The following is a 987-nucleotide window of genomic DNA, read 5'->3' on the forward strand; positions in this document are numbered from 1 at the left end:
CCCGTCCCGCGCCCGCCGCGCCGCCCGCGGCCGTGGTGCCGCCTCCGCCCGCGGGGATGAGCCGCGAGCAGCTGGCCAAGCTGCTGACGGAGACGGACGTCTACGTGAAGTACGGGCTCCACGACAAGGCGCTGGAGCACCTGCGCAAGGTCTTCTCCGTGGATCCGGAGAACCTGGACGCGCACGAGAAGGCGTACCACATCTACGTGGCGGCCAATAACGGCGCGCAGGCGTCGGAGCAGCTGCTCAACGTGCTGCGCCTGTGCACGCGCCGCGCGGACGTGCAGCGCGCGCAGCCGTACCTGGCGACCATCCTCCAGGAGAACCCGGCGCACCCCGAGGTGCCCGCCTTCCTGTCCGTGCTCCGCTCGGAAGGGGGCTTCGTGGCGCCGGCGGCGACGCCGGGCGTGGAGTCGCTGGAGGAGGACGCCATCCTGGTGGACTCCAACGACGACGAGGTCCTCGTCGCGGATCCTCCGGACGACGCGCTCGCGCAGCCGGAGGGCGACGAGCTGGCGCTCGCGGCGCTGAGCCACGGGTCGGACTCGGATGAGATCGTCGACGACGAGGTCGCGGAGACCACGTTGAGCGGCGAGGAAGCGGTGATGGGCGAGCCCATCAGCTCCGCCGAGAACGCCGTCTACGACCTGCCGCCGCAGGACGACCTGGTGATGGCGTCCGACGAGGACTCGCTGGTGCTCGCGGACGAGCCGGGCCTGGGCGGAGACGCCTCCGACGGCCTGGACGACGAGCCGCTGGTCGCTCCGGACGACGCGCTGGCGTACGCGGAGGACTCGTTCGCGGACGTGGGCGGGGATGAGCCCATGGTGCTCGCGGACGACGCGGGCGGCATGTCGCTGGGCGACGAGGAGGAGGCGCCTCCCACGCGCATCCTTTCCCCGTCGCGCGCGCTGCTGGAGGAGGCCGCGCCGGACACGCGCCAGCTGCCCACGCTGGACGACGGCGGCGACGAAGCCCTGGTCGAGC

General features: G+C 72.8%; 1 protein-coding gene. It reads left to right on the forward strand.

The genetic code is table 11. The features are described 5' to 3' along the window. Nucleotides 1–987 (forward strand): tetratricopeptide repeat protein (locus tag ACLEQD_RS44210; RefSeq protein WP_410391903.1); only part of this gene is annotated, 987 nt, incomplete at both ends.

Origin of the sequence: Corallococcus sp. 4LFB, assembly GCF_046520365.1 — a bacterium.
GTDB classification, from domain to species: Bacteria; Myxococcota; Myxococcia; order Myxococcales; family Myxococcaceae; genus Corallococcus; species Corallococcus caeni.